The organism is Rothia sp. LK2588 (assembly GCF_040946465.1).
Lineage (GTDB): Bacteria > Actinomycetota > Actinomycetes > Actinomycetales > Micrococcaceae > Rothia.
Genome location: NZ_JAYWLS010000005.1, coordinates 1 through 26,989 on the forward strand (window position 1 = coordinate 1; position 26,989 = coordinate 26,989).

Below are 26,989 nucleotides of genomic sequence, written 5' to 3' on the forward strand. Positions count from 1 at the left end.
GAGACGCTCACCACAACGTTTCTTTTCGAGAAGTTCACTTTCTGATCGCTGAGATCATGTGTTTCCCGGTCGAAACCACCCTGATAAAGTTATCCAAATTGTCGCGTTGACTAGGGGTTTCTTTCACTCCCTCGCCGCGGCGACTCGTACTACTTTACACAGGGGTAAACGGTCGTGCAACTCGAAATGACGTGACCTGAACGACAAAATGACACCAACGGCTCCCCCAGGAACCCACACACTCGCAAAACCCCTAGTCAGGGCATTATCGGTGGTAGAAAAATTCTTCTAAATTTTCTCTCAACCTTCCTGGATTATCCCCTCCAACCCCTTACAGACCCCAGGAACAAATCCACTCCCTCATGCGTTGAGATCACCAATACAGTAACCGTCTCACTAGGGAGTAAAACCATGCCAACGCTTTCCATCCTCGACTTCGCCCATATCTTCGACGGTGAAGACGTCAGCGTCAGCTTCGCACGCTCAGTCGAACTGGCTCAGCACGCAGAGCGCTTAGGGTACGAACGCATCTGGTACGCCGAGCACCACAACATGAAGTCGATCGCCTCCTCGGCCCCCGCCGTCCTGATCTCTCACGTGGGTGCTAAGACCAATTCCATCCGCCTGGGTTCGGGCGGTGTCATGCTTCCTAACCACTCACCACTGACCATCGCCGAGCAGTTCGGCACACTCGCCGGTCTCTACCCCAACCGCATCGACCTGGGTCTCGGCCGCGCCCCCGGCACCGACATGCGCACCCTGCAAGCGCTGCGCCGTGATCCCCGCGCCGCCGAAAGCTTTCCCCAGGATGTACAGGAGCTGGCCGGTTTTCTCGGCGATAAAAGTCTGATCCCCGGTGTGGAGGCAACCCCGGGTAAGGGTAGCCACGTACCGCTCTATATCCTCGGGTCGTCGCTGTTCGGTGCCCAGCTGGCCGGCATGCTCGGCCTCCCCTACGCTTTCGCCTCCCATTTCGCACCGACTCACCTGGAAGAAGCGGTGAAGGTTTACCGCGAGCGTTTTGAGCCCTCGGAACAGTTGGCCGAGCCCTACGTCATCGCGGCGGTCAACGTACTGGCCGCCGACACCGAAGAGGACGCCGCGTCCCAACTAGAGAAGGCCCGGCGGGATCGCGTGAAGCGGATGGTCGGCCGCGGCCACGATTACTCCGACGCCGAGGTGGAGATGCTGATGAACTCCGCCCAGGGTCAGCAGGTACTGGCAATGCTTAAGTACACCGCCTCGGGCACCGCACCGCAGGTTAAGGAATACCTCTTACGCTTTGCGAACTTCGTGGAAGCCGACGAGCTCATGCTCTCGCCGCTCTCGCCCAGCACCGCAGGTGTGCATCGCACCCTAGACATCGTGGCCGAGCAGCTTTTGCCGGACGCACCCCGCAACTCAGCTGCCGAGACCAAGTAATTCTCGGGGCCAGGGTGTGCCACAACATGAGTGAGGTAAAGACCTTGAGTGCATGAGACCGTGCGCGAGAACGCCCCATTGCGCGACTAATACCCGACGTTGTGTTGCGCTAACGGCGTGTGATAACTCTGTGATTTCAGACACTGTGGGTCGTACTGCTGGCTGTCCCCCACGTTGTTGCACACCGCCGGTGGGGGCGACCCGCAACGTCCTCCAGGGTTACCCGAGGGTAACCTCGCCCTTCACTGATCGAATGATCATTGCGCTTTAGGATATTCCCTTAACTTTTTCGGTTACCGCGCAAATCCGCAGGACAGCGAATTGATTAACGAATCTAATCTTTTCGCCCCCCACGATCCCGCAGTGAACGGTCAGCAGCGTCCATGAGCACCCGCTCCACGCCCCGGCCACATCGCCGCGGATCGTTCTCAGCGCGTCAACACGCCCTACACGTCACCCAGCGGTCACCGAAAATACATCTGCAGATTGTCCCCAAATCAGGCAGTGTTGAGAGTTTTCCTTTTAGACTATCGAGAGTTCGCACATTCGCCGGCCTCCCCCATCTACCGGCGAGCGATTAGGGAAAACGCCATATCGATAGCAAGGGATTTACCGCACACCCATGAAGCACGCAGCACCGAAGACCCCCTGGGTTAAGACCAAAGCGTTCAAGGCTGGTTACGCCGCCACCCTGGCGGGCGCAGTACTGGCCGTCTCGTCCATCACCGCAACCACCCCGGCCTCCGCACTGGCGGGTAACGAAACCTACGCCAGCTACACCGCCTCCAACGGGGTGACCTCGCAGTACCACGTCATCGCCAACAACATTGACTGGACCAAACCTGTGGGCGTTGTCTTCTTCATGGACGGCGATCACCACAACAAGAAGCAGACCACCATCCACAACCCCTCCGGCGCTTCGTTGCAGGCCATCGGGCAGGTAGCCAACTCGCACAACATGGTGTTGGTTCCCGTGGTCTCCCCAGATAAGGACGGCTCCCGCGGTGGCTTCACCTGGTGGGAAGACAAGCAGACCAACGGCAAGTGGTTCCGCGACTTCGCACAGAACTTCATTGCTGAACACGGCATCGATTCCACCAATGTCTGGACCTTGGGTCAGTCGGGCGGATCCGAATTCATCGGATACGAGCTCGGCGCCAACTCCCAGGAGAGCTGGCGCAACGGCGGAGGCGACATCATGGTCGGTGGCGGCAACTCCGACGGCATGAAGACCGACCCCTCGGCGGCCTACCGCAAGATCCCGATGTACTGGTACGTCGGCACCAACGACAACGTCAAAGACAGCAACGCCTACGGTTGGTCCGCCTACCGCGCTGCCCTCTCGGGCAAGGCTACCTACGACGCCAACGGGTTCACCAACACCCACCTGGTCATGGTGCCCAACACCAACCACTTCCAGTACAACCACGCACAGATCCTGGACGACACCCTCAACCGCAACACCACCGGTGCCACCTGGTCGATGACCACCCTCACCACCGCGTCCAACAAGACGCAGGCCGTGGACGTCTTCGACCCGCAGCCCGGCTACCAGGCCATCGCCGACTACTACTACCAGCACGGCGGCTTGGACAAGCTCGGTTACGCCACCGCGCAGCCCACCTTCACCAACGCCCGCGGCATCACCCAGAACTTCTCCTCCGAGAAGAACATCTACTGGACCGAGGCCACCGGCGCCCACACCATCGCGTGGAAGGGTGCCATCGGCGACCGCTTCGCACGCCAGGGATTCGAGAACGGCTGGGGTTACCCGAGCATCGACGAGACCTCCTACGCCGGCGGCGCCAAGCAGTACTTCGAGAACACCTACGGCGCGACCGCTGTGTACTGGTCCAAGGCCACCGGCGCGCACTCGCTGGTCAAGGACGGCGCCATCCGCACCAAGTGGGTCAACCACGGCCACGCCAAGACCCTCGGCTTCCCCGCCACCGACGAAATCTTCATGGATGCAACCGGTGTAGCGGGCCCGGGTGCCAAGGCATCCTTCGTCAAGGACGGCGAGCGCACCGTGGCCTACTGGTCGGACGACACCGGCGCCCACATCATGAACGAGAAGGGCGCGATTCACGCGGCCTGGCAGAAGTTCGGCGGCGCGGCGTGGATGGGTTACCCCGTCACCGACGAGACCACCGACGCCCACGGAGTCACCTCGGTGACCTTCTCCAACGGCACCACCCTGAACTGGACGGCTCAGTCCGGCGTGTGGGTCAGCTAGCCTGAGACGCAAAAAGCCCCGAGCGCCCCTCTTCGCGAGGAGCACTCGGGGTTTTTTCGTGGTTACTTCGAGAAAGTGGCGGTGTCGATCACGGCGCGGAAGTGCACCTCACCGGCGACCACCTTGTCGTAGTACTCATCGACCTGGTCGATGGAGATCTTCTCGATCTTCGCACCCAGGTTGTGCTGGGCGCAGAAGTCGAGCATCTCCTGGGTCTCAGGGATGCCACCGATGTTGTTACCGGTGAGCACCTTGCCTCCACCCACAAGGCTGCCCATGTGCAGGTTGAGCGCCTCCGGCGGCAGGCCGACCACCGACATCACGCCGCGGGGCTTGAGCAGGCTGAGGTAGGCGTCCACGTCAATGGGGGCCGAGATGGTGTTGAGGATCATGTCGAACTCGCCGCGATGCTCGGCGAAGAAGCCCTCCTCGGTGGTGGCCAGGGTGCGGGAGGCACCCAGCTTGGCGGCTTCGTCCGCCTTCTTCAACGAGCGGGAGAGCACGGTGACCTCAGCACCCATGGCTGCGGCGATCTGCACGCCCATGTGCCCCAGCCCGCCGAGGCCGAGGATGGCGACCTTCTGACCGGGCTGCACATTCCAGCGGGCCAGGGGCGAGTAGGTGGTGATGCCTGCGCACAACAGGGGTGCGGCGACGTCGAAGTCCAGGCCTTCGGGAATGGTGAGGACGAAGTTCTCGTTGACGGTGACCTTCTGCGAGTAACCGCCCTGGGTGATGGTGCCGTCGACGTCCTTGGAGTTGTAGGTGCCTACATTGCCGCGCAGGCAGTCCTGCTCCATGCCCGCCTGGCACTGTTCGCACTCACCGCAGGAGTTGACCAGGCAACCCACGCCCACACGGTCGCCGACCTTGAACTTGGTGACGTTGCTACCCACCTCGGCGACGACGCCGGCGATTTCGTGGCCCACGCACAGCGGGAAGTGCGCCTCTCCCCATTCATTGCGGATGGTGTGGATGTCGGAGTGGCAGATTCCCGCCGCTTTAATGTCGATGACGACATCGTCTTCGCGGGGGTCGCGACGCTCAAGGTCGACCACCTTGAAGGGCGCCTCGGGGCCGGTTTTTTGCAACGCTTTGACGGTGTAAGACATAGATACTCAACCTTTCAATGATCTGTGTACTTACTATCCTATCGGCGCTGGCCCGACCCCTAAAAGCGTTTCGCTATGCGCCGACCAACCAGCAGTCGTCCGACTGCCCGAGACCCTTGAAGCGGCGGTCCATGAAGGTCAAACCGCGCGGGATCACGGCCAGGGCCGCACCGGCGTGGGTGGGCGTCATCGGTGAGTAGAAAGAGACGTCGCTACCGGCGCGGCAGTACGCCTGGCCCAGCTTGCGGTTGGTGGCGTGCGGGATCACGTCGTCACCCCAGGAGCTGTTGATCAGGATCGGTGCCTGCGGGTGGCGTCCCTCGGCCGCCAGGCTGTTCTCGCGGAGCAGCTGGGTGAGCTCGGGGTTGTTCTTGATGACGGTGGACAGCGGCTGACCGGCCAGGGTGTACGCGCCGGTGTTCTTGACCGAACCGAACGCACTGATGGCCTCACCGGTGCACATGGTGCGGATCTGCGAGACGGCCTCCTGACCCTGGGGAGTCAGGTATTTGGAGTAGTCGATGCCGTAGCTATCACCCAGGCCTGCCAGGCCCATGAGCATGAACCCGTTGTAGAGGGTGCCGTCGATATTGTCCATGACGGCCTGGAGATCCGCCGGGGAGGCACCGGCAACGATGCCCTTAACGTTGAGCTCGGGGGCGTAGGTGGCCTGTAGCTCACCGGCGGAGGCCACGGCGCCGCCGCCCTGCGAGTATCCCCAGAGACCGACGGGGGTGGTCGCGGTGGCGATGCCCGCGCCCTGAGCAACGCGAGCGGCGTCCAGCACCGCATTACCCTGATCTACCCGGTTCAGGTAGCTGTGGGTGCCCTGGGTGCCGGATCCCACGTAGTCGGTGACCACCACGTTGTAACCGGAGTTCAGCAGCGCGGTGAGGGCAATGAACTCGTACTCAGTGCCCTTCTCGAGCTGATACGAGGGGGCGCAGGAATCCCCGAGACCCTGGGTGCCGGGAGCGAAAGAAATAACCGGACGCTCGCCGGGGCCGGACCACGCGACCTTCGACTCGAGCACGGCACCGGTCACGGCAACGGGCCGGCCACGGAAGTCGGTGGACTTGTACATGACCTTGGTGGCCTTGGCCGCAGGGCCGGTGATCACGTTATTGGGGTCGATGTTGAAGGTCATCGGGGCGGTCTTGACGATCGCTCCGTTGCTTGCGGGCAACGTTGCCGGAGCCTGATAGAAGTCGCTCGGCAAACCGGCATCGGAGTTGAGCTTGCCGTACCAGTCGGCTAGTTCGCCCTGGTCTGCGTTGTTGAGTTCGGGGACGATGTTTTGGATTTCGGCTTCGGTGACCTGCGCCGATTCGGTGGCGTTGTGCGGTAGGTCTTCTGCGGCGGCAGGGGCCGCGAGGCCGGTCAGGGTGAGAAGGGCGGTTGCGGAGAGGGTGCCTGCGCTGACAAGGGCGCGACGAAGGGTCTGCTGCATCGGAGAACCTCGGTGTGTGTATCTAACGTGTACGCCTAAATTGTAAGGGCGCCGTTGGTGGCTTGACGAGATACTTTAGTAGGGAAAAGCGGTGCATCTTTGGCGGCAAAGAGGGTCGGTCCTTTAAGCCTGACGCCTGTATAGACAGGAATAGTTTTCCCAGCTCAACCGTTCTATCCTCCGTCAGGCTCACCAGTTCAATGGAGGAACATTTATGCCAACCCTTTTCGATCCCGCCGACCTCGGTTCGATCAAACTTCGCAACCGCATCGTCATGGCTCCGCTGACCCGCTCACGCGCAGAAAAAGACGGCATTCCCTCAGATCTGCACGTCGAGTACTACAGCCAACGTGCCCGCAACGGCCTGGTAGTCACCGAAGGCACCTTCTTCGAAGACATCAACCGCGCCTTCGTTGGCCAGGCGGGTATCGCCACCGATCAGCAGCAGGCGGGATGGGCCAAGGTTGCCCAGGCTGTCCACGAACAGGGCGGGCAGATCGTCATGCAGATCATGCACGGTGGACGGCTCACCCTCCCCTCCATCAACGGTTTCGACCAGGGTGAGGCACCCAGCGCCATCGCACCGGGGGTCACCCTCCACGGTGCCGAGGGCCGGCAAGACGTCCCCACTCCCGTAGCCCTGGACGACGCCGGTATCCAGCGCGTGATCTCCGGTTTTGCTGCCGGCGCCCGCCGCGCCATCGACGCCGGTATCGACGGCGTAGAAATCCACGGCGCCAACGGTTACCTGCTCCACGAATTTCTCTCGCCCGACGCCAACCACCGCACCGACTCCTACGGCGGCTCACCCGAGAACCGAGCCCGCCTGCTCATCGAGGTGATCCGCGCGGTTGCCGCAGAGATCGGCGCCGATCGGGTGGGCTTCCGCATCTCCCCGATGCACAACGTCCAGGGTTGTATGGAAACCAACGAAGAGGACGTCGTGGCCACCTACAACGCCGTGATCGACGGCGTGAAAGATCTAGGGTTGGCCTACCTCTCGATCCTGCACCACGACATCGACGGCCCGCTGGTGGCCGGCCTGCGCGCTCGGTTCGGCGGGTTCACCATGCTCAACAGCGGCTTCGGTGAGATCACCGGCAAGGACGAGGCGCAGCGCATCGTCGAAGAGAACCTGGCCGACGCGGTGATGGTTGGCCGCGAGGTGATCTCTAACCCCGACCTCTCTTACCGCTGGGAGAAAGGCCTGCCCCTGAACGAGATGGACATGGCGACCTTCTACACCCCCGGCGCCGCCGGGTACACCGACTACCCCTTCGCCGAGGAGGAATCGGGCCGGTAGGAGGAGCCCCGCTGCGCCAGCGGGCGCCTGTCGAAAATCGGGGATATTCTTCAACAAAAACAGGGGCCTCCCGCATAGTGCGGGAGGCCCCTGCCTCAATCACTCACAGCTTTGAGAGAGTGCTCCTCTTAGCTGTTCTTGCGGCGGCGAGCTGCGAACATGACGATGTGGTAGTCGCCGGTAGCGTCAGAAACAGCGGTGTAGATCGGCGAGGTTGCACCATCGCGTTCGTACCACTGGGCGTACACGCGGACGCCCTCGAGAGGCGTGGTGGTCGGGTGGGTTTGGCCAGCACCGGCGTAGTCGGTCAGGACGCCGCCCAGACGGTGCACGACCTTACCGTTGACGGTCTTCTGGGCATCGGCCTGGGTAGTGCCCGACTCGATGACGTTGACGCCGTCGACGGTCAGGGTGCTATCACCGGGGGCAGCGTAAGCACCGGGTGCCGAGATGACCGAGCCGGCCACGACCACTGTAGTGGTGCTGAGAAGAACGAGCCCTCTGGCAAAGGGGGACTTAGCGTTATAACGCTTAGAAAAAGCCATGAGATCTATATCCAATAAAGGTATGTGATTGAGAGATTGTCGCTAAAGATTAGACATCTCCACGAACTGACGCATTACCTGCGACAAGTCTAAGTATGCAAATCATCACAATGGCCTACAAGATTATAAAGAAAGCATCGATAAATGCGAAAAGCGCAACAAAAATAATGAATTTTGTTTTGGAGCGATCTTCCCTCCAATCGACCCACTTCGGCTTAATCGCGCGGAAGTATACGCCTTGAGCCACAATGTCCCCCAGTTCAACGGAAGCTTCCCCCAAATGGTTGGCAGTGGGCAGATGTGGTGTATCATGCAGACATTCGTTTTGTAAATAATGCTTATTTCATACAGCGCTATAAATTATGAATAAATTATCTAATGTTATTAAATTCATTGATATGCGATATACATACGAATCGGTTTGTTGACGGTCATAGGCGCAATAAATCACAAGGTAAAGACAGGGGGTGCTACAGAGAATATTATTCTTATCGATTATCAACAAAAGGGAAGAATAATCTCAGTCAGCCACCCTGAGACCTCAACCGGGACATTCTCCTCCGGCAGACGCCCACCACCCCTACCACGCAACACTGGGGAAGGAGCGCCACGAAGAGACTGCGGACGGCCTATACCGCAACCCGCCGCCGTAGCACAGAGGGAGCACATCGTAAATCTGCTTTACATATGGTGCGAATTTACCCCGATTGCTTTAGCGTCTATTGCGGGTCGCAACCGATCACGAAGGGGTTCATATCGCCACTAGGAGGCCTTAGAAGGTTCCGTCTTCAGCCCCGCAGAGAGCTCAGGGCGAGCATCTAGTAAAGGGGGCTTTCATGTTCCCCTCAATGCTCGCTCACTAAGGTTTGGTTCAGACCCCTTAAGATCGCTCGAAACCGGCGTCCTGAGACCCCTCACACTGCAGGTGAGCGACCACCTGTTTGATCATCGCACCCATCCGCGAGCGCTCCGGAACGAGCGGTTCAAGCCCCAGAGCCAGCATCGGTTCGGCCGTCACGGGGCCCACCGCCGCCACCGTCATATGACGCAGGGCACCCACGAGGGCGTGTCGCTTTCCGGTGGCTTCGGCCCGGTGCATCATCGCCTCGAAGGCAGGAGCTGCGGTGAAAGTGATGGCGTCTACCTCCCCGGCGATCACGCTGTCGATCAGTGCCTCGGCCTTGGCGGGCTCCTTGGGGTCTTCCCATCGGTTGGGGTGAATCTGGACCACCGTGGCCCCGGCCCGTTCCAGGGCGTTCACCAGGGCAGGGTCAGGTTTGCCGTGCTGTTGAATGGTCACGTTCTTTTCGGCCACACCGCGTTCCATGGCCAGTTCGACCAGCGACTCGGTGGTCTCCTCGGCCGCCACACCGGAATCTTCAAATCCCAGCGAGCGCACCGCACCGCGTCCTTTGGCGCCGCGCACCAGGATCTGCGCGCTGGCGAGAGCCTCGCGGAGTGGGGCGCCCAGTTCGGTCTTGTCGACGGTCTCCAGCCAACCCTTCAAACCGTTGCCGGTGGTGACCAGCACCAGCTGGGGTGGGTGCTCGAGAACCTGTCGGGTTTCGTCCAGCAGCAGGGCGTCATCCTCGGTTTTGACGATCCGCACCGTGGGCGCGGCGATCACAAACGCGCCGTGGCGCTCGAAGGCGGCCGCTTGTTCTTCGGCGCGGCGGGAGGCGGTCACGGCGATGGTCTTGCCTACAAGGATTTCGCTCATGCTTCTATTGTGGCGCAGGTACTTTGCCCTGTCTCATCAGTACCTGCTCGGCCTCACTCTGTGGACGCCGCTGGCGGCTCTTCGTCGCCGGCGCACCGCCAGCACGGGGCGGCGGGGTCATCTTTGATGGCGCCGCAGTCGGGGCAGGTGAGGTGCATCCAGCAGGCGAGGTCGCCGCCTTGTTCTTCGTTAGAATCCATCGCCGCCGCCGTAGGAATCATGGGTCATGTTGGCGAAGCGGGAGTAGTGGCCCTGGAAGGCGACCGCGATGGTCTTGGTGGGGCCATTACGGTGCTTCGCGACGATGACGTCGGCCTCACCGGCGCGCGGGGACTCCTTGTCGTAGACGTCGTCGCGGTGGAGCAGGACGACCATGTCTGCGTCCTGCTCAATGCTGTTGTGGACGGTGATGCCATTGGCAATAAAGTTGTGGTTGCCCAGCACGGTGGCGTCGAAGACTTCTTCTTCACCCTCATAATCGATGGACACCACGGTGTCCCAGAAAAGATCGTTGACAGCCAACATATCGAGCTCTGCGGAGTCGAGTACTTGGGCTACCTTCGCCAACACGGGGGCAGAGGAATGCGCGTCTGGTGAGCGCAAGGCGTCCGCCACATGGATGGGTTCTTCAAGCACGTTACCCACAGTGTTCCAGACCCGAGGGTCAGCTTCTTCGGTTTTTGAGAGTCTTGCGACCTCGTGAACTGGGACGATGACTCCGAATTCATGGTAGAAGCGAACCAGGTCATCAGCGGAGCAAATCTTCAAGAAACCGTCGGTCGTTACCACCGAGATCCCAAAGCGCAACAGGAGCAATCCGAGCGCGTCCGCTACGAATTGGTGGGCAGCGAGAGTGATCGTCTCTTCCTTGTAATCAGCATGAGTTTCAAATACTGCCTTCAAGAATAGGCGGATGTGCTCCTTGGACAACCCAAATACAGGTGGAGTGACCCCTTCAGCCATAGCCGAATGGGCGGCGTCCAACACCTCTTCGTCGCTCCAGTGCACCCGCTGGCTGGGCCCGTTCACATGGCGAGGGGTGCCGATGCGGGTGCCAACCTCCAGTTCACCAAGGCCTTTCCAGCCACGGAAGGTGAAAAAGGGGTGGTTGGCGGTCGCGCGGATCTGCTTACCCGAAGCTAGCTTCAACCGATAGACGGGTTTGGTTCCCGTGGAGAATACGTGGGTCAGGTGGCGCTCAACGTAGCGCATGTCGTCACCCAGGGACCAGACAGGGACGTCCTTGGCTCCGGAGGCGAACAACTCACCCATTGTCGTTTCGGCACCGGTATCGGAACGCAAGATGCGAGTATCGGCCGTCAGGCAACCCGACTCACGCAAATCCGAGACCATGGGTTTCTTATCCGTGCGTTGCTCCGAGCCGCGGTTCAGCTGCGAAAGTGCGATGACCGGAACCTCAAGCTCCTTGGCCATGAGCTTCAGGGCGCGGGAGAACTCCGAGACCTCTTGCTGGCGAGACTCCACTTTCTTGCCCGAGCTCATCAACTGCAGGTAATCGAGCACGATCAGCTTCAGGTTGTTGCGCTGCTTCAGGCGACGCGCCTTGGCGCGGATCTCCATCAGGGTCATATTCGGGGAGTCATCGATAAACAGCGGGGCGGCCTCCATCTTGCCCACTGCCGTTGCAAGCTTCGCCCACTGATCGTCGTCCAGGTTGCCCTTACGCAGATCGGAAAGATTCAGCGAGGCCTCCGCCGAGAGGATCTTCATTGCAATCTCGTTACGACCCATCTCCAGCGAGAAGAACACGGTGGTCATGTTATGTTTGATCGCTGCCGAGCGGGCGATGTCGAGGCTGAACGTGGATTTGCCCATCGCCGGACGAGCCGCAATAACGATCATCTGCCCCGGCTGCAGGCCCGCGGTCAGCTCGTCGAATTCGATGAAGCCGGTCGGTACACCGTGGATGCCGCCCGCGCGGGAGCCGTTGGCCTCGATCTCGTCGAGGGTGGTGTCGAGGGCGTCTTTCAGCGGCACGTAGTCTTCGCTCTGGCGGCCGTCGGCCACGCTGTAGACCTCGGCCTGCGCCTGATTGACCAAACCCTCGACCTCGCCGTCGGCCTGGTACCCCAGCTGGGCGATCTTGGTGCCCGCCTCCACGAGGCGGCGAAGTACCGCCTGCTCGGCGACGATCTCGGCGTAGAACCCGGTGTTGGCCGCGGTGGGCACCGAAGAAATCAGGGAGTGCAGATAGGCCGCGCCGCCCACCCGGTTCAGCTCACCGCGCTTGTTGAGCTCGTCGGCAACGGTCACCGCGTCGGCGGGTTCACCGTGGCCGTAGAGGGTGATGATGGCCTCATAGATCGTCTCGTGGGCAGGCTTGTAGAAGTCGGCGCCGGTGACCTCTTCGACGACGTCGGCAATCGCATCTTTAGAGAGCATCATGCCGCCGAGCACCGACTGTTCCGCGGTGTCGTCGTGCGGCAGGGTGCGGGTTCCGTAGTCGTTCGGGTTCTCTGACACGTTCGCCTCTACTTTCGCGCGCACCCGTCACGGGCGCCGGTGCATCGGGGATTCTTGAGACTCCATTTTCGCACACCCGGCCGGAGGTGCAGGAGGACGCCCCCGGCGGGTTATGCCAGCACGTCGGCGGCGATCTTCGCCCCCAGTTCTTCGACATAAGGACGCGGGTTGGCCAGGGACTCTTGCAACGAGACTCCCAGTCCCAGCACCGAGTAGGCGGCGGTGATACCGGCCTCGGTGAGGCGCTGTTCGCTGAGCTCGTTCACGCCGCAGACGACGACCACCTGCGCCCCGACCGATTGTGCGGCCCGAGCCACCCCGGCCGGCCCCTTGCCATGCAGGGTTTGTTCGTCGAGTTTCCCTTCGCCGGTGATCATGACCTGGGCCCCGTCGAGGGCGCGGTGGAAGTCGGTAAGTTCAAAGCAGATATCCACCCCGGGCCGCATGTGTGCGCCAAGCGCCAGCGCCGCGAATCCCAGGCCGCCGGCCGCTCCGGCGCCGGGCTGATCGGCGAATGTTCCACGTGAAACATCCAAAGCCAACTCGAGAAGGTTGGAATAGTGCTTAAGAGCGTCATCCAAGAGGGGAACCTGCTCGGGACTCGCACCCTTCTGCGGGCCGAAAACCGCCGCCGCGCCCTCGGGGCCGCAGAGCGGATTGTCCACGTCGCAGGCGACCGTGAGGTCCACGCGTTCTACACGGGGATCGAGGCCGGAGAGGTCCACGTTCATCACGCCGCTCAGCGCTCCCCCGCCGGGAGCGATCGGGCTGCCGGCGGCGTCCAGCAGGCGAGCGCCGAGGGCCGTGAGCATGCCCGCCCCGCCGTCGGTGGTGGCCGAGCCGCCCAGGCCTAACACGATGTGTTGCGCCCCGAGGTCGAGCGCGTGCGTGATGAGTTGCCCCACCCCGGTGGAGGAGGCCCGCCAGGTGTCCAGTTGCTCGGCGGGGATTCGCCAGATTCCGCAGGCCTGGGCAACCTCGATCACGGCGGTCTGACTCGCCGGGTCGTAGGCGTAGCGGGCGTCGACCGATTGGCCGAAGGAGTCTTCTACGCTAACCACCTGTTCTTCGAAGCCTGCGGCGAGCGCGGCGTCCACGGTGCCGTCACCACCATCGGCGATGGGGCAGATGCGCGGGGTGAAGTTCTCCCCCAGGGTCTGGCGCATGCCGGCGGCGATGGCTTCGGAGAGTTCGGCGCCGGTGAGGGTGCCCTTGAACTTGTCGACGGCGATAAGAATGGTGGGTGTGGTGTTCATGGGTTAAGCGTATCGCCGGTCAGTGGGTGAGTTTCAGTCCGATCACGCCACCGATGATCATGGCGAGAAAGAGTAGCTTCAGCGGGGAGACCATTTCGGCACCGGTGAGGAAGGCATAGGTGATGGTGGCGACCATACCCACGGCCACCCAGACGGCGTATCCGGTGCCCACGGGGATCTCTTTCAGGGCGAAGGAGAGGCCTGCCAGACTGAGTCCCGAGCTGACGAAAAAGACGAGGGTTGGGACGAGTCGGGTGAAGCCGTTAGATTTATCGAGGGCGTTGGCCCAGACGGCTTCGAAGAGTCCAGAGACGACGAGAATAATCCAGTACATGACGCACTTTCAAGTCGGTTGATGAGTTCTATTCAAGCCGTCTTAGCTTCAGGGGTTGCGGCCCTGCCGGGTACGGCTTACATCGTCCGGGCCCCCATACCCTAGCACAGTGGCTGTATATGACAAACGACCGAAGCCCCCATACTGGCTTCGGTCGTTTATCTATCACACACACATTCTCGATACGGATTCAGCATTTATCTCGCATCGGCATTATCCAGAAAAGCCGGAACGCCTTGCGGCGCTTCTCGAACCTTCTGATAACTAGTTAACCGCATGTGGCTCCAACTCCGGTGACAGAATCCTGAAAGTATTCTGAGCGTTTTAAAAACGGTGTGTGAACATTGGCCGTTGGACTACCCGGCGGAACGAGTAAAAGTCTGCGGGAACGCGTACGAGCCCTAGCCAAATTCGGTCACGGCGGTAGGGTGGAGTAAAAGTTCACCCCAGCCAGAGGAGCATGATGGCCGCCAAACTTTTCGAAGAACTGACCATTCCTACGCGAGCCGGCAACGGCGTCCAGCTGAAGAACCGCGCGATCGTAGCACCCATGTGCCAGTACAGCGTGACGGAGCGCGACGGCGTGCCCAACGACTGGCACCTGATGCACTATGGCGCGTTCGCGGCGGGCGGTTTCGGTCTGGTGACCGTCGAATCCACTGCCGTCGAGGCTCGCGGACGCATCTCGCCGCTCGACCTGGGCCTGTGGGACGACGGGCAGATCGCCGAGCACCGCCACATCGTCGACTTCATGCATTCCCTCGGGGCGAAGACCGCGGTGCAGCTCGGCCACGCGGGTGGCAAGGCCGCCACTCCCCCGTGGTTCCCCGGGGAAAGTGGGGCGACGCTCTCTGAGGACGAGGGCGGCTGGGAGGTTGTCTCGTCCACGGACCAACCCATCTTCGAGGGTATGGCGGCCCCGCATCAGCTCAGCACCGACGAGATCAAGGACGTCATCGCCGCCTTCGCCGCCGCCGCTCGGCGCGCCGACGAGGCCGGTTACGACGCCATCCAGCTACACGGGGCGCACGGGTACCTGATCCACCAGTTCCTCTCCCCCGTCACCAACCAGCGCACCGACGAGTACGGCGGCTCGGAGGAGAACCGCACCCGCTTCGTGCGTGAGGTGTTACAAGCCGTGGCGGACGTGTGGCCGCGGGAGAAGGTGTTGGGAATTCGCATCTCCGGTACCGACTGGCTGGAAGAGACCGATCAGCCCGGTTGGACCGTCGAGGAATCAGCGCGGCTCATTCGCACCCTGCGGGAGGAATCGGGGCTGACCTGGGTGGACGTTTCGTCCGGCGGGCTGACCGACGGCAAGACCATCCCGATCGGGTTTGGCTACCAGACCCCGCTGGCCCAGCACATGCTCAACGAGTTGGCGGACACCGACGTCGTGGTCACCACCGTGGGCATGATCGACTCCGCCGTGCAGGCCGAAAGCATCCTCCGCACCCACCAGGCGCACGGTATCTCTTTCGCCCGCACCGCCCTGGGCAATCCACACTGGGCCACCCATGCCGCCCTCGAGTTGCGGGTACCCAAGGAGAAGCTCCCCAACGCCGTGCAGCTGTGGCGCGCTCGGTTCTAAAACGCGATACACAAAGCGGGCCGCCCCGCATGGGCGGCCCGCAGTGGTGAGTGTGGTTCCCCGCCGGGGTTAGGCGATCGGCATTAAGCGAACATTGCGATCAGCATGAAACCGGTGATCGGGTTGAAAAGGATTGAGGCAACTAGCAACAGCACGAAGGCGACCGTGTGCCGGCTGTAACGAAAGAGGCCGACGAGCGCGAGGATGCCCGCCAAGGCCGAGGCGACCACGCCGACCACCGTGCCCACCAATAGGACCGTCATCGCACCGCTGGGCGAGCCAGTGGTGAGTACCCAACCCAGGATGCCGGCGACGATTGCCGCCACCTCGGCGATCACACCGGCTAACAGCATCTGCGTGCTCGGATGGGAGGTGCCGAAGCGAGCACCGGCGCGCGGGGTACGGGAAGTCGTTTTCGATGAGGCCATGCCACCAGTATGCCGAATATCGCTGGAAGTTCGCATAAAGACGCCGCCGCCTCTCCACAGGGAGGGGCGGCGGCGTCTTCTAGATCGCTTGCCGGCGATAACCGAAATCGGTTACTTAGGCAGCAACAACCTCGAGCTCAACGTTGGCCACAACATCTTCGTGCAGACGCACGGAAACGGAGTGAGCACCGGTCGAGCGGATAGCCTTACCGAGGTGGATCGCACGCTTGTCGACGGAACCGAGGCCAGCAGCTTCGATTGCCTGTGCGATAGCGTCTGCACTCACCGAGCCGAACAGGCGGCCTTCAGCGCCTGCCTTGTGCGACAGGGTGACGGTAGCCTCAGACAGCTTAGTTGCCTGTGCCTGAGCTTCCTCGAGGGATGCCTTGGCACGAGCGGCACGAGCTGCGCGGATGGACTCAACCTGGCGTTCGCCGCCCTGGGTCCAGGTCACTGCGAAGCCGCGGGGCAGCAGGTAGTTACGTGCGTAGCCGTTCTTGACAGTGACGACGTCGCCAGCAGCGCCGAGACCGGTTACTTCCTGAGTCAGAATGATCTTTGCCATGTTCTTCTACTCTCCTTCTCTTTAGCGGCCAGCGCCGGAGTAGGGCAGCAGTGCAACTTCGCGGGCGTTCTTGATTGCCTGAGCGATCTTGCGCTGTTCCTGTACGGTGACGCCAGTGACGCGACGTGCGCGGATCTTGCCGCGGTCGGAGATGAACTTGCGGAGAAGTGCAACGTCCTTGTAGTCGATTTCAGTTACTTCAGCAGCCTTGAGCGGGTTCTGCTTTGGTTTGGGCTTACGGAGTTCAGCCTTAGCCATCGTGGTGCTCCTTCTTGGGTGGGAGCCCGCGGCCTGTACCGCGGGATGGGTGAATATTTTTAGTGAGTGAGGACGTTCGGTTTAGAACGGGGGCTCGTCGTCAGCGCCGCCACCCCAGTCGTAGTTTCCGCCGGACTGTGCGCCCCACGGATCGGTTGCCTGGGTGGACTGTTGCTGTGCGGGTGCCGCCTGCGGTGCAGACTGCTGGCCACCGTTGTAACCACCGCCGTTGTTGTAACCGTTGCCGCCGGAGTAACCGCCCTGCTGGCCACCGGCGTTGCCGCCGTTGTAGCCACCGTTCTGGTTACCTCCAAAGTTGCCGCCACCGTTGTTGAAGCCGCCGCCCTGCTGACCACCGAAGTTGTTACCTCCGGAGCGCTGGTTGCGGTTCACGTTGGCGGATGCGAAGCGGAGCGAGGGACCGATCTCGTCGATTTCCAGCTCCATCGAGGTGCGGCGTTCGCCCTCTTTGGTCTCATACGAACGGGACTTCAGACGGCCCTGGGCGATAACACGCATACCCTTGCGCAGCGTCTCGGCGACGTTTTCAGCCGCTTCGCGCCACACCGACGCACGCAGGAAGAGGGTCTCGCCCTCTTTCCACTCGCCCGATGCGCGATCGAAATTGCGCGGGGTGGATGCGATGGTGAAGTTAGCTACTGCCGCACCGTTGGGGGTGAAGCGGAGCTCGGGATCGCCGGTGAGGTTACCGACGACGGTAATGACGGTATCGCCTGCCATGTGATGCCTCCTGGTGTTCGTTCAAGTATCTTTCGTTCACAGTCTCACACAGGGGTATGACATTTTAGGGCCATCCCGGTGAGGAAGTGCGAAATTACTTGGAGGAGATCTTCTGATCTTCCGGACGGATGATCTTGGTGCGCATCACGGACTCGTTCAGGTTCAGAACGCGGTCCAGCTCTGCAGCGGTTTCCGGAGTAGCAGTGAAGTTAACGACGGCGTAGATGCCTTCGTTCTGCTTCTGGATTTCGTAAGCCAGGCGACGACGGCCCCAGATGTCCATCTTGTCGATGGAGCCGCTGTTCTTGGTCACGATTTCGAGGAACTTGGAGAGGGTGGGCTCAACAGCCTTGTCCTCTACCTCGGGATTGAGGATAACCATCAGTTCGTATGCACGCATGATTAAACCCCTCCTTTGGGCTAAACGGCTATGGGATTTCCATAGCAGGAGATTCTTACGTGTGGTGTACACGCCGGGGATTGGCCGACCGTGCACATACCCGCCCTACTTTACCGCACAGGCGGGGTTTTGAGCAGAGGGTATCTGTAGTTCGGCTCAAGGTCACAGTAATTCCAGCCGTGTAATTTCGCTGGTTTCTGCACTTCTGGACGCCGGTGGTGGCTCGCTCGACCGAGCTTTAGTACATGCGGGGGCGAGCCAGGGCGTTCATGATGCCCACGCGGATGGGCATGGTGAACAGGTCAACGAACATCAAGATGCCCAACAGACCGGCGAAGATCAGGCCGATACCGATCGGCATGAGCAACCAGGCCAAGCCGTGCAGAGTCAGGTACAACAGCGCCATGAACGGCTGACGCAGGTAGAGCTTGTGGCCGCCGAAGACGCCCACAAAGAACCACAGCAGATATGAGATCAACAGAGACTTCTGATGCACCACGTACACCGGACGCCCGGCGGTAGCACCCAGCCCGTAGCTCGGGGCGAAGGGGTTACGTTGGTTGGGGTTCGGCAGGTACTGCGGGGTGTAATGCTCAGGTTGCTGAGACAAGAATTCTCCTCGGTGTAAGGGATCCACCGGGCACTTTCCAGGTGGTGGGTCTTACCTCCTTAACTTACCGGTCAGAACCCTCCCGATATAGGGGGTTCGCACAGGGCTAAGTAGGTCGAACGGGGAAGCTGCGGGTGGCGTCCTACCCCTCGATATGGCCGGGGCACACCATACCCGACTCGTAGGCAAAAACCACCACCTGCACGCGGTCGCGCAGGTGCAGTTTCGAGAGGATCGACCGCACGTGGGTCTTGACCGTTGTTTCGGAGACAAAGAATTGCTGGGCGATCTCGGCGTTGGAGAGCCCCTCGGCGATGGCTTTGGCGGTGTCTTGTTCGCGCGGGGTCAACAACTCAACCTTCTGCGCGTATATGTTCGTTTCGGAATGCTTCTGTTGGCCCGCCGACTTCACGTATTCTTCGACCAACCGAGCGGTCACCCGGGGTGCCACGATGGACTCGCCCTCGCTCACCACCTGCACCGCGCGCACCAGTTCCTCCGGCTCGGCGTCTTTGAGCATGAAAGCGCTGGCACCGGCCTGCAATCCCGAAAAGGCATACTCATCTAGGTCGAAGGTGGTGAGGATGATGACTTTCGAGTCGGTCTCCGAGGTGATGAGTCGAGTGGCCTCGATGCCGTCCATCACCGGCATGCGCACGTCCATCAGCACCACATCGGGGGCCAGCTCGCGCACCATGCGCACACCCGCCGCGCCATCGTTGGCCTCGCCCACAACCTCAATGTCGGCACCTTCGAGCACCAGGCGGAAACCCATGCGCAACAGCGACTGATCATCAACAAGTACCACCCGTAGGGGGACGTTAGGTTCAGACACCGAAACCTCTTTCGATAGTTCTGGGAAAATATAAGGTTTCCCCTCTATTTTAGGACGATCCCGCCGGCTTCTCGGCGCTCCAGCGCAGGTGGGCACGAACCGTCCAACCGCCTACATCGTTCTCGCCGGCCCGCACCGAACCGTCGTAAAAAGCCACGCGCTCTCGCATACCAGCCAAGCCCTTGCCGCTACCCAGGCCGGAAAGCCCCGACGTCTTCGGAGAGGCCGTGAGCGCGGCGGTGCCATCGTTGATGACGGTCACCCAGATATCGGGCAGCTTCACGTTGACGGTGACCTGCACCTTGCTGACGTCCCTGCCATACCGCAGGGCATTCGTCAGCGATTCCTGCACAATGCGGTAGAGGCTCAGGCGCAGATTGTGATCGGCGGGGATGGTTTCTCCCTGGTGTTCAAACGTAACTGGCAAACCCGTGGACGCGAAGGACTCGACCAGCTCGGCAAGGTTGGTCGCGGCGTCCTCCGCCCGACCCTCCGCCGGGGCCAACGGGGCGTGATCTCCCGCCGGGTCGCGCAACACTCCCAGAGTGCGGCGCATGTCGGCCAGCGCCGAGCGCCCGGTACTGGAGAGCTCGCCCAGCACCTCTTCGGCGCGCTCGGGGTTCTTCTTGCTCACGATGCGTGCCCCATCGGCCAGCGCGATCATGACAGTCAACGAGTGAGCCACCACGTCATGCATCTCGCGGGCAATACGGGTGCGTTCCTCGGTAGCCGCGAGGGTCTGGGTCTGCTCGAAGTGTTTAAGCACCTCTTGGTCGAAGAGACGGTTCTTGCGGGTCGAACGGCCGGCCATGAGCACTACCAAATTGAACATGGCGATGAAACCCAGGCCGATGCCGTAGATCAACAACAATTCCCAAAAATTCTCATCATTGGGAACGCCGCCGGTAGATAGTTCCACACCGTTCTTGAAACCGCGTTGAAAGTCCACCGCGCCGAAGAGAACGTAGAAGACCATCAGCACGGTATAGGCCAGGCTGGCGGTTTTCCCGTTGCGAAGAGAGGCAACGGTGTAGAGGAAGATCCAGGTGGTAAACCCGCTGACCGAGTTGGAATTCGAATTGGTCGCGAAGATCATGACCGTCTCCATCACCAGGGCGATCACCATCAACAGGAAAGGGAACCGGTGCCGCAGGAAGATCAGCCCCGAAAAGACCAGGTTGGTGACGATCAGTATCCACCCCGTTGAACCCAAAAACTGAGGGTCGCCATCTGAGAAGACGCGCTCCGAGGCGACACCGGCGATCGTCATTAGCCCCACGCCGAGGATATTGGCCGCGGCCAACATCGCGTTCACGGCAGTGGGATGGTGGAGCATCCAGCGCCGGATCAGGCCGTAGCGACGCGTCAGCAGGCGCTGCCCCTCGTTGAGAGGGGCAGCGCCTGCCACAGGATATGCGCCGGTGGGCATGTTTTAGTTATCCCTTAACGTCTGTGAAGCGGAAGCGCAGGTAACCCAGCAACGCGGGGATGCCGCACCAGAGGGCCAGAATGCCGCCGGCCTCAACGTTGTTGAACTTGGCGTCTTCGGGCACGGAGTACTCAATCATCGCGCGACCCACCTGGGAGGGAAGGTAGGGCGTCATGTCACTAGCCCAGTCGAATCCCATAGAGAAGATCGCCAGCAGGATCGGCAAGATCAAGAAGAGGGTCACGACCATCATGATGCCGCCGGCATTGTTACGTAGCAACGCACCGAATCCGATACCCATCCAGGCCACCATCATGAAGTACAGACCCACACCCAGGGCGTGAAAGAACACTCCATTCTCGAACGGGAATTTATCTTGAATCTCGCCATTGATGAACTGGAAGGCAAGCAGGTAGCCGATCATTGCCAACACAAAACCCAGCACGAAGCTGATCAGGCTCACGACCAGCAACTTGGCCAGGTAGATCATCGAACGCTTGGGAACCACGGTCATCGTGGTGTGGATAGACCGGTTGGCATATTCCGAAGCCAGGAACACAACAGCCACGGAACCAACCAGCATATTGCCCATATCGATACCCACGGATCCGAGAGTATGCACGATATTACCCAGGCTGTCGATACTCATTCCTTCCATACCGTGTTGCGGAGGAGCATCTGCCGCGGCATCTTTCATATCCTGATACATGGTGTTGACCATCAGGGCGCCCAGCAGAGAGAAACCGAGCATGAGGGCCGAGATGATGGCGGTCATCACCCAGCTGGTGGTGAGAGAACGGAACTTCAGGAACTCAGAGCGGAGTACCCCGAAGAAGCTGAGTTTCTTATCGGCGTACCGCGACGGTACCTCGGCACCGTGGCGAGCCTCAGTAGTGGTTACAGCAGTCATTACTTGGTCTCCTTAGCTGAAGGGTCTGCCCAGGGGGTGGACGGCTGACTCGACTGCACTTCGGCATGTCGAGGGTGAGCAGTGGCGTCTGCCGAATCTGCGGCGACGGAGCTGACGCGGGCGTCCTGCTCGTACATCGTCGCTCCCTGAGCCACGGGCATACGCTCGGGGGTGGAGTTGTCCGTGCCCAGTTGCGAGGAGGTGTATTCGACCTCTTCGCGGGTCATGTGCATGTACACGTCTTCCAGCGTGGCCACCTGGGGAGTGATCTCGTGGAGCAGCACGCCGTTCTCGGCCGCCAGGCGAGCCAGGGAACGCGAGTCCAGGCCCTTGACCATGAGGCCGTCGTGATCGACGCCCGAGACGGTAACGCCCTGGGTGGCCAGAACGCGATCAAGCTCTTCACGCGCATCGGTGCGCACGAGAACGCGGTCGTTGTCTGCCAGGTTCAGGTAGTTCTGCATCGAGGCGTTGGCCAGTACTCGGCCGCGACCGATAACCACCAGGTTGTCGGCGGTCTGTGCCATTTCGCTCATCAGGTGGGAGGAGATCAGCACCGTCTTGCCCTCGGAGGCGAGATAGCGGGCCAGGTTGCGTACCCAGATCACGCCTTCGGGGTCGAGGCCGTTGACGGGCTCGTCGAGAATCACGTTCTGCGGATCACCCAAGAGAGCCGCGGCAATACCCATGCGCTGCCCCATACCCAGCGAGAAACCCTTGACCTTCTTCTTGGCCACGGCGCTCAGGCCGGTCATTTCGATGACCTCGTCCACGCGCGACTTCGGGATCGAGTGCGTCAGCGCCAGCGAGCGCAGGTGGTTCAGGCCGGAGCGGCCGGGGTGCATGGCCTTGGCGTCGAGCAGGGTTCCGACCGAGGAGAGCGGGGAGGTCAGGCTGGCGTACCGGCGTCCATCGATCAGCGCCTCGCCGCTGGTGGGTTTCTCCAGGCCGACCAGCATGCGCATGGTGGTGGATTTGCCGGCGCCGTTGGGGCCGAGAAAACCGGTGACTTTGCCGTTGGGAACGGTGAAACTGATGTCGTTGACGGCGGTCTTATCGCCGTATCTCTTGACTAGGTTTTTGACTTCGAGCAATTTTTACTCCTCGTGACGGGCCTTGTGGCTGCTAAGGCATATCTCTACCGTACGGGGAGTCGAGGAGGCTTTCCTCACTCTCAAGGATGAAATGTAGGTTCTCTTGGGTATGAGTTACCCCAAGAACCCCACGACCCCGCCGAGCACCGATGGGTGGTCGATGTTCAGCGGGGTCGATGAGGGTGCCTGTGGCCAGTAGAACTTAGGGCTCTTTCTTGTCGGCGAACGCCTCGACCACGGGTTTGATGCCGTTCATGAGCGGACCCATGACGTCCACCGGTAGCGGGAAGACCACGGTGGAGTTCTGGTCGGCTCCCAGCTCGAGGAGGGTCTGCAGGTAGCGCAGTTGCAAGGACGCCGGCGATTGGCTGAGCGTGTCTGCTGCGGCTTTGAGCTCGGCGGAGGATTCGAGCTCGCCGCGGGCGGAGATGATCTTGGCGCGCCGTTCTCGTTCCGCCTCCGCCTCGCGGCTCATGGCTCGTTGCATCGCCTCGGGGATCTCGACATCCTTGATCTCTACCACCGAGACGTCGATGCCCCAGCCTTCGGTGCGGGCGTTGATGATGCTCTGCAGGTCGGAGTTGAGGTCGTCGCGGTGGGCCAGCAGGTCATCGAGTTCCGCGCGGCCCAGCAAGCTACGCAGGGTGGTTTGCGAGATTTGGGAGGTTGCTACGGCGTAGTTCTCCACCTCAAGGACGGCCCGGAGCGGGTCGGTCACGTTGAAGAGCACCACTGCGTTGACCCGGGCCGGGACGTTGTCTTTGGTGATGATTTCCTGCGGCGGAATGGTCAGGGTAATCACGCGCAGATCGACCCGCTGCAGAGAATCGATGAAGGGGAATATAAGGTGAACGCCCGGGTTCAGCATGGGCCTTATATGACCAAATCGGAATGCTATGCCGCGCTCATACTCGGGGATCACGCGGATCGAGGCGATCAGCAATACGAGAACAACGAGGATGAGGCTCCCCACCATGATGAGAACTGACATGGGTCTCTACCTTTCTTGCCCCGGTGTCGAGGCCGAAGTTTCTAGTTGTTCGCTGCGTTCCACGACCATGCGCTCTAGCGCCTCTGCGGTGGTGCGATGCAAAGGTGCCTCCTTCACGCCGCTCCACCCGCGGTTCGTCCCCAGACGAGAGGCGCCCACCCGGGGTTTCGAGGTCGGCGAAACAACCGGCAGCAGTTCGCGTTCTCGGGTGGCCACACCCTTGGCCTTGCGCTCGTTCGCTACTCCACCCCATTTCTGGGCAAAGCGATCCATGAGCACCTCGGTCGACTCGGTGGCCGAGACGTTGCGTACGTGAGTGACTCCCAACCCGTCGAGGTTGGCGGGGTGGTGCAACAGCTTGATGCCCAGGGGCACGGTGAGTCCCAGGCACAGCACACCCACCGCCAGTTCAACGGCCAGCTCCACGGGAGAGTGAAAGAGCACAGCCGCCATAGCCATGATGACCAGGGAGAAACCGGCTACCGCGGTCGCCAAGCCCCGGTGGAAGCGTCCGGAATCCGAGTAGGGCCAGGGGTCGATCTCACGCACGATCTCCCGCCCCTGATTGGAGACGGTGCAGGTGCTTTTGACCGGGCAGGTGTTGCAGATATCGGCGTTACCGCGATAGCGCATCACCCGGTTGTCGGTGTCGTAGGCGGTCGGCCACAGCCACTGGTCTTCGGGGCAGAGCCAGGCGTCATGCGCCTCGTGGTAGTGGAACCCGAAGGTGCGGTTGGCCACGGATCGCTGCGAGGATCGTCGGGCTAACCAATCGAAGAGGTAACCCAGGCCCACCAGGAGCAGCGCGTAACCGGCCGCGACCCAGACCAGGGTGGTCACGCCCCAGAGATGCTCAGGCATGACTACCTCTCTCGACGATCGCTGCGATAGGGGCTGACCTGCTCGGGAGTCTTCTCGGCTCTCTCCTGGGCGGCGAGCTCGTTCATCCGCTCCTCGGTGATCGTCTCGTAGAGCGGGGGATCCTGTAGCTGCAACGTGGTGGGCTTGGCGTCCTTGGCGAAGTAGGCCTTGATCGCGCGGAAGCTCAGTAGCAGCAACGGGAACACGCCCGTGATGAAGATGATGTCGCCGGGCATTCTCAACCACTCGATGAGCGAGTTGGTGGGGTTGTTGATGAAGTCGAAGGTGCGGGCTTCGTAATAACCGGTGTTCACCGATTCATAAAGCTGGCTGACGCCCATGGGCAGCAGCGAAATGAACACCATCCAGATGAGGCCGATATTCAGCGCCCAGAAGGAGTAGCGCAACCCCTTCTCGGGCCACTTGTTCTCGGGGATGATGTAGCGTAGCCCGAACACCGCGAAGGCCAGGGCCAAGAATCCGTAGACGCCCATCATGGCGCCGTGGGCGTGGTTGGCGGTTAGCGCGGTGCCGATCTCGTAGTAGGAGACGATGGGCAGGTTGATGAGGAAGCCCATGACGCCGGCACCCAGGAAGTTCCAGAAGCCCACGGAGACCAGGAACATCACGGCCCAGCGATGCGGGAAGGGCTTGGTCTTGTTGGTGTACTGGCGGGCGCCCAGCTGCATGAAACCCCAGGCCTCCACCGTCAGGAAGGTCAACGGCACAACCTCGATGGCCGAGAAGAACGCGCCGAAGGCCATCTGCTCGGCGGGCGTTCCCGAGAAGTAAAGGTGGTGCAGGGTGCCGATGACGCCGCCGAAGGAGTAGAGGATGGCATCCATCATGATGATCGCGATGGCGATCCGCTCGCGGACGACACCCAGCAACACGAACAGGTAGGCCACCATCACGGTGGTGAAGAGTTCGAGGAAGTCCTCGACCCAGAGGTGCACCACCCAGAAGCGCCAGAATTCCGCGACCGAGATGTGGGTGCCGGAGCTTGCCATGTGTCCTACGGCGTAGAACATGGGGATGGCCAGGCCCGAGAAGAGGAAGAGCCAGGGCATGGTGTCTTTGCGTTGGCCCTTGATGGTTTGGCTCATGGTGCGGTAGACGATGAAGATCCAGAGGAACATACCCGCCGTGATCGCTACCTGGAAGACGCGGGGCAGGTCGAGGAACTCCCACTGCTGGGAGAAGATGCTGCCCGCTGGCAGGAGGCCCTTTTGGGAGAGCCATTCGAAGGCCATGGATCCGAGGACCACCACGACCACGGCGATGAAGAGGATCACGGTGAGCAAGCCCTGTTTTTTGGGCTCTTTTTTGGTGATCAGCGGAGCCACGAAGATTCCCCCGGCCAAGAATGAACCGGCGGTCCAGAGTAGCGAGAGTTGCAGGTGCCAGGTTCGCGAGACCGTATAGGGGAGGATCTCAGCGATCCAGTCCACACCGTAGAAGCTGTCGGGTTCCACTCGGTAGTGCTCGGTCAGGGCACCGAGCATCATCTGCAAGAAGAACAATACGGTGATGGTGATGAAGAAGAGACCGGCGGCTTTCTGCGACGGGGTGAGGTGCACGTCGTCGGGCTGGCGGAAGTCTAGGATGGGGGCTTCTTCGCCGTGCCACCCGATGGTGCGCGACCAGCGTCCGTAGATCAGGAAGATGATGCCGATGCCGCCGATCAGCGCGATGAGGGAGAGGGTGGACCACACGAGCAGTTCGGCGGTGGGCTTGTTGCCCACGTTGTCTTCACCGGGCCAGTTGTTGGTGTAGGTGTAGTTCTGATCCGGACGCTCGGCGGCAGATGCCCAGGCCGTCCAACCGAAGAAGGCGGTGGTGTCGTAGATTTCTTGGTCGGTCTTCAGGGCATCGCGGAACATGCCGTTCTCACCGGACTGCGTGCGCAGGTAATCGTTGTAGTGATCAACCATCCGGTGGAATTCTTTGACCTGCTGGTCCGTCCACACGAGGGTCTTGCTGTCCTCGTTGTAGCGGTTTTGGCGCCATTCGTCCTGCACGGCTTGGGCAGGCTCTTGCTTGCCCTGGGCACGGTATTCCTCGATAGCGTGTTCGGTGGTGAGGTGCAGGTATTCGGCGGTGAAGTCGGGGCCGAGGTAGCCGCCGTGGCCGAGAACCGAACCGTATTCTTGCAGGCCGCGGCTTTGGAAGATCTCCTGGCCGTGGGTGATCTGCTCGGAAGTGGCGATGGTGTTGCCGCGTTCGTCGACGATTTTGTCTGGCAGCGGCATCGATAGGGCGTAGGTTCGCATGGCCAGAATGGCCATAATGGTGAAGCTCAGCAGCAAGACAATGGCGAGACCCTGCACCCAGCCACGGCCCGCATATGCGGAAACATGATCGATGCGTTGTTCCGTCTTGAGCCGAGCGGCCGTGGAGATTCTTTTGCGCAT

General features: G+C 61.2%; 25 protein-coding genes. 4 read left to right on the forward strand and 21 right to left on the reverse strand.

Annotation, left to right across the window (positions count from 1 at the left end; all coding sequences use genetic code 11):
- Positions 1-411: 411 nt before the first annotated feature.
- Positions 412-1,422 (forward strand): LLM class flavin-dependent oxidoreductase, encoded by a 1,011-nt coding sequence (locus VVR12_RS10190; RefSeq protein ID WP_368551161.1) that lies wholly within the window; start codon positions 412-414, stop codon positions 1,420-1,422.
- Between the two features lie 622 nt (positions 1,423-2,044).
- Complete coding sequence (locus VVR12_RS10195; RefSeq protein WP_368551162.1) at positions 2,045-3,658, forward strand: LGFP repeat-containing protein; 1,614 nt, start codon at positions 2,045-2,047, stop codon at positions 3,656-3,658.
- Between the two features lie 62 nt (positions 3,659-3,720).
- On the opposite strand, the gene VVR12_RS10200 is transcribed toward VVR12_RS10195, so the two are convergent.
- Entirely contained in the window at positions 3,721-4,770 is a 1,050-nt protein-coding gene (locus tag VVR12_RS10200) for an NAD(P)-dependent alcohol dehydrogenase (protein WP_368551163.1), read from the reverse strand.
- Between the two features lie 73 nt (positions 4,771-4,843).
- Positions 4,844-6,220, reverse strand: coding sequence for a lipase family protein (locus tag VVR12_RS10205; protein ID WP_368551164.1), 1,377 nt, complete (start codon positions 6,218-6,220; stop codon positions 4,844-4,846).
- Between the two features lie 214 nt (positions 6,221-6,434).
- Between VVR12_RS10205 and VVR12_RS10210 the strand changes: the two genes are divergently transcribed.
- The gene (locus VVR12_RS10210; protein ID WP_368551165.1) at positions 6,435-7,523 is read left to right on the forward strand and encodes an alkene reductase; all 1,089 of its coding nucleotides are present in this window, start codon (positions 6,435-6,437) and stop codon (positions 7,521-7,523) included.
- A gap of 128 nt (positions 7,524-7,651) precedes the next feature.
- On the opposite strand, the gene VVR12_RS10215 is transcribed toward VVR12_RS10210, so the two are convergent.
- The 6 genes from VVR12_RS10215 to VVR12_RS10240 all read right to left on the reverse strand — a co-directional run bounded on the left by VVR12_RS10215 (position 7,652) and on the right by VVR12_RS10240 (position 13,862).
- On the reverse strand, positions 7,652-8,068 hold the full coding sequence (locus tag VVR12_RS10215) for a hypothetical protein (protein ID WP_368551166.1): 417 nt from the start codon (positions 8,066-8,068) through the stop codon (positions 7,652-7,654).
- A gap of 880 nt (positions 8,069-8,948) precedes the next feature.
- Positions 8,949-9,788: a uroporphyrinogen-III synthase gene (locus tag VVR12_RS10220; protein WP_368551167.1), complete on the reverse strand. Its 840-nt coding sequence runs from the start codon at positions 9,786-9,788 to the stop codon at positions 8,949-8,951.
- A gap of 53 nt (positions 9,789-9,841) precedes the next feature.
- Positions 9,842-9,988, reverse strand: coding sequence for a hypothetical protein (locus tag VVR12_RS10225; protein ID WP_368551168.1), 147 nt, complete (start codon positions 9,986-9,988; stop codon positions 9,842-9,844).
- A complete protein-coding gene (dnaB, locus tag VVR12_RS10230) occupies positions 9,978-12,272 on the reverse strand; it encodes a replicative DNA helicase (protein ID WP_368551169.1) in 2,295 nt (764 codons plus the stop codon). The genes VVR12_RS10225 and dnaB overlap by 11 nt, the downstream gene beginning before the upstream one ends.
- A gap of 110 nt (positions 12,273-12,382) precedes the next feature.
- Complete coding sequence (locus VVR12_RS10235; RefSeq protein ID WP_368551170.1) at positions 12,383-13,528, reverse strand: glycerate kinase; 1,146 nt, start codon at positions 13,526-13,528, stop codon at positions 12,383-12,385.
- A gap of 19 nt (positions 13,529-13,547) precedes the next feature.
- On the reverse strand, positions 13,548-13,862 hold the full coding sequence (locus VVR12_RS10240; RefSeq protein ID WP_368551171.1) for a multidrug efflux SMR transporter: 315 nt from the start codon (positions 13,860-13,862) through the stop codon (positions 13,548-13,550).
- A 463-nt stretch (positions 13,863-14,325) separates the two neighbouring features.
- On the opposite strand from VVR12_RS10240, the gene VVR12_RS10245 reads away from it, so the two are divergent.
- Entirely contained in the window at positions 14,326-15,453 is a 1,128-nt protein-coding gene (locus VVR12_RS10245; protein WP_368551172.1) for an NADH:flavin oxidoreductase/NADH oxidase, read from the forward strand.
- 83 nt (positions 15,454-15,536) lie between these two features.
- Here the strand turns inward: VVR12_RS10245 and VVR12_RS10250 are convergent, their stop codons facing one another.
- From VVR12_RS10250 to VVR12_RS10310, 13 genes are all read right to left on the reverse strand, one after another.
- Positions 15,537-15,881, reverse strand: coding sequence for a hypothetical protein (locus tag VVR12_RS10250; RefSeq protein WP_368551173.1), 345 nt, complete (start codon positions 15,879-15,881; stop codon positions 15,537-15,539).
- Positions 15,882-15,996: 115 nt separating this feature from the next.
- Positions 15,997-16,446 carry a 50S ribosomal protein L9 gene (gene rplI / locus VVR12_RS10255; protein WP_368551175.1) on the reverse strand — a complete coding sequence of 150 codons (450 nt, stop codon included), beginning with the start codon at positions 16,444-16,446 and terminating at the stop codon, positions 15,997-15,999.
- Positions 16,447-16,467: 21 nt separating this feature from the next.
- Positions 16,468-16,704, reverse strand: coding sequence for a 30S ribosomal protein S18 (rpsR, locus tag VVR12_RS10260; protein WP_368551176.1), 237 nt, complete (start codon positions 16,702-16,704; stop codon positions 16,468-16,470).
- 81 nt (positions 16,705-16,785) lie between these two features.
- On the reverse strand, positions 16,786-17,445 hold the full coding sequence (locus VVR12_RS10265; protein ID WP_368551177.1) for a single-stranded DNA-binding protein: 660 nt from the start codon (positions 17,443-17,445) through the stop codon (positions 16,786-16,788).
- A gap of 94 nt (positions 17,446-17,539) precedes the next feature.
- Entirely contained in the window at positions 17,540-17,845 is a 306-nt protein-coding gene (gene rpsF / locus VVR12_RS10270; RefSeq protein WP_368551179.1) for a 30S ribosomal protein S6, read from the reverse strand.
- Positions 17,846-18,083: 238 nt separating this feature from the next.
- Positions 18,084-18,455 carry a TM2 domain-containing protein gene (locus tag VVR12_RS10275; RefSeq protein ID WP_368551181.1) on the reverse strand — a complete coding sequence of 124 codons (372 nt, stop codon included), beginning with the start codon at positions 18,453-18,455 and terminating at the stop codon, positions 18,084-18,086.
- 142 nt (positions 18,456-18,597) lie between these two features.
- Complete coding sequence (locus tag VVR12_RS10280) at positions 18,598-19,290, reverse strand: response regulator (protein ID WP_368551182.1); 693 nt, start codon at positions 19,288-19,290, stop codon at positions 18,598-18,600.
- Between the two features lie 49 nt (positions 19,291-19,339).
- The gene (locus VVR12_RS10285; RefSeq protein WP_368551183.1) at positions 19,340-20,719 is read right to left on the reverse strand and encodes a sensor histidine kinase; all 1,380 of its coding nucleotides are present in this window, start codon (positions 20,717-20,719) and stop codon (positions 19,340-19,342) included.
- Between the two features lie 7 nt (positions 20,720-20,726).
- A complete protein-coding gene (locus VVR12_RS10290) occupies positions 20,727-21,629 on the reverse strand; it encodes an ABC transporter permease subunit (protein ID WP_368551184.1) in 903 nt (300 codons plus the stop codon).
- Positions 21,629-22,723, reverse strand: coding sequence for an ABC transporter ATP-binding protein (locus VVR12_RS10295; RefSeq protein ID WP_368551185.1), 1,095 nt, complete (start codon positions 22,721-22,723; stop codon positions 21,629-21,631). Before VVR12_RS10295 ends, VVR12_RS10290 begins: the two co-directional genes overlap by 1 nt.
- 202 nt (positions 22,724-22,925) lie before the next feature.
- Positions 22,926-23,714, reverse strand: a complete 789-nt coding sequence (locus VVR12_RS10300; protein WP_368551186.1) for a slipin family protein — start codon at positions 23,712-23,714, stop codon at positions 22,926-22,928.
- Between the two features lie 6 nt (positions 23,715-23,720).
- The gene (locus VVR12_RS10305) at positions 23,721-24,575 is read right to left on the reverse strand and encodes a transposase (protein WP_368551188.1); all 855 of its coding nucleotides are present in this window, start codon (positions 24,573-24,575) and stop codon (positions 23,721-23,723) included.
- Positions 24,576-24,577: 2 nt separating this feature from the next.
- The gene (locus VVR12_RS10310; protein WP_368551189.1) at positions 24,578-26,989 is read right to left on the reverse strand and encodes a nitric-oxide reductase large subunit; all 2,412 of its coding nucleotides are present in this window, start codon (positions 26,987-26,989) and stop codon (positions 24,578-24,580) included.

Coding starts and splice junctions, on each gene's coding strand:
- VVR12_RS10190 (WP_368551161.1), top strand. CDS start 412: ATGCCAACGCTTTCCATCCTCGACTTCGCCCATATCTTCGACGGTGAA.
- VVR12_RS10195 (WP_368551162.1), top strand. CDS start 2,045: ATGAAGCACGCAGCACCGAAGACCCCCTGGGTTAAGACCAAAGCGTTC.
- VVR12_RS10200 (WP_368551163.1), bottom strand. CDS start 4,770: ATGTCTTACACCGTCAAAGCGTTGCAAAAAACCGGCCCCGAGGCGCCC.
- VVR12_RS10205 (WP_368551164.1), bottom strand. CDS start 6,220: ATGCAGCAGACCCTTCGTCGCGCCCTTGTCAGCGCAGGCACCCTCTCC.
- VVR12_RS10210 (WP_368551165.1), top strand. CDS start 6,435: ATGCCAACCCTTTTCGATCCCGCCGACCTCGGTTCGATCAAACTTCGC.
- VVR12_RS10215 (WP_368551166.1), bottom strand. CDS start 8,068: ATGGCTTTTTCTAAGCGTTATAACGCTAAGTCCCCCTTTGCCAGAGGG.
- VVR12_RS10220 (WP_368551167.1), bottom strand. CDS start 9,788: ATGAGCGAAATCCTTGTAGGCAAGACCATCGCCGTGACCGCCTCCCGC.
- VVR12_RS10225 (WP_368551168.1), bottom strand. CDS start 9,988: ATGGATTCTAACGAAGAACAAGGCGGCGACCTCGCCTGCTGGATGCAC.
- VVR12_RS10235 (WP_368551170.1), bottom strand. CDS start 13,528: ATGAACACCACACCCACCATTCTTATCGCCGTCGACAAGTTCAAGGGC.
- VVR12_RS10240 (WP_368551171.1), bottom strand. CDS start 13,862: ATGTACTGGATTATTCTCGTCGTCTCTGGACTCTTCGAAGCCGTCTGG.
- VVR12_RS10245 (WP_368551172.1), top strand. CDS start 14,326: ATGGCCGCCAAACTTTTCGAAGAACTGACCATTCCTACGCGAGCCGGC.
- VVR12_RS10250 (WP_368551173.1), bottom strand. CDS start 15,881: ATGGCCTCATCGAAAACGACTTCCCGTACCCCGCGCGCCGGTGCTCGC.
- rplI (WP_368551175.1), bottom strand. CDS start 16,446: ATGGCAAAGATCATTCTGACTCAGGAAGTAACCGGTCTCGGCGCTGCT.
- rpsR (WP_368551176.1), bottom strand. CDS start 16,704: ATGGCTAAGGCTGAACTCCGTAAGCCCAAACCAAAGCAGAACCCGCTC.
- VVR12_RS10265 (WP_368551177.1), bottom strand. CDS start 17,445: ATGGCAGGCGATACCGTCATTACCGTCGTCGGTAACCTCACCGGCGAT.
- rpsF (WP_368551179.1), bottom strand. CDS start 17,845: ATGCGTGCATACGAACTGATGGTTATCCTCAATCCCGAGGTAGAGGAC.
- VVR12_RS10285 (WP_368551183.1), bottom strand. CDS start 20,719: ATGCCCACCGGCGCATATCCTGTGGCAGGCGCTGCCCCTCTCAACGAG.
- VVR12_RS10290 (WP_368551184.1), bottom strand. CDS start 21,629: ATGACTGCTGTAACCACTACTGAGGCTCGCCACGGTGCCGAGGTACCG.
- VVR12_RS10300 (WP_368551186.1), bottom strand. CDS start 23,714: ATGTCAGTTCTCATCATGGTGGGGAGCCTCATCCTCGTTGTTCTCGTA.
- VVR12_RS10305 (WP_368551188.1), bottom strand. CDS start 24,575: ATGCCTGAGCATCTCTGGGGCGTGACCACCCTGGTCTGGGTCGCGGCC.
- VVR12_RS10310 (WP_368551189.1), bottom strand. CDS start 26,989: ATGCGCAAAAGAATCTCCACGGCCGCTCGGCTCAAGACGGAACAACGC.